The organism is Oceanospirillum linum (genome assembly GCF_001995095.2).
GTDB classification, from domain to species: Bacteria; Pseudomonadota; Gammaproteobacteria; order Pseudomonadales; family Halomonadaceae; genus Oceanospirillum; species Oceanospirillum linum.
Genome location: NZ_MTSD02000097.1, coordinates 1 through 440, shown reverse-complemented (window position 1 = coordinate 440; position 440 = coordinate 1). Strand labels below are relative to the sequence as shown.

Sequence of the window (440 nt, the reverse complement as noted above, 5' to 3'; positions counted from 1 at the left end):
ATTGTTTATACCGAGGGTCGACTGAATAACGCAGAGATGCGCTTCACCGCTACTGAGGAAAATCCAGCTCAAGGCGTGCCTGTTGTAATTTTGATTAATGAAGGTACTGCATCTGCGTCTGAAATTGTTTCAGGAGCCTTACAAGATCATCGTCGTGCGGTCATCATGGGCACACAAAGCTTTGGTAAAGGCTCGGTACAAACCGTATTACCACTGGCTAATGACCGTGGTTTAAAACTCACCACCGCTTTATATTACACGCCATCCGGTCGTTCAATTCAGGCTCAAGGTATTACCCCTGACATTGAAGTAAAACCTGCGCGTCTGACACCTATTGAAGCTAAACTGCAAATCAAAGAGGCCGATTTAGACGGTCACCTTGAAAGCGGACAAACGCCAGAATCTGATAGCAAAAGTACAACAGAGTCGTTAGCCAATAC

Annotated in this window: 1 protein-coding gene; it reads left to right on the top strand. The window is 45.7% G+C overall.

From position 1 onward, the window contains the following. Window positions 1-440: S41 family peptidase (locus tag BTA35_RS16805; RefSeq protein WP_238377635.1), on the top strand; the 440-nt coding region annotated here is incomplete at both ends.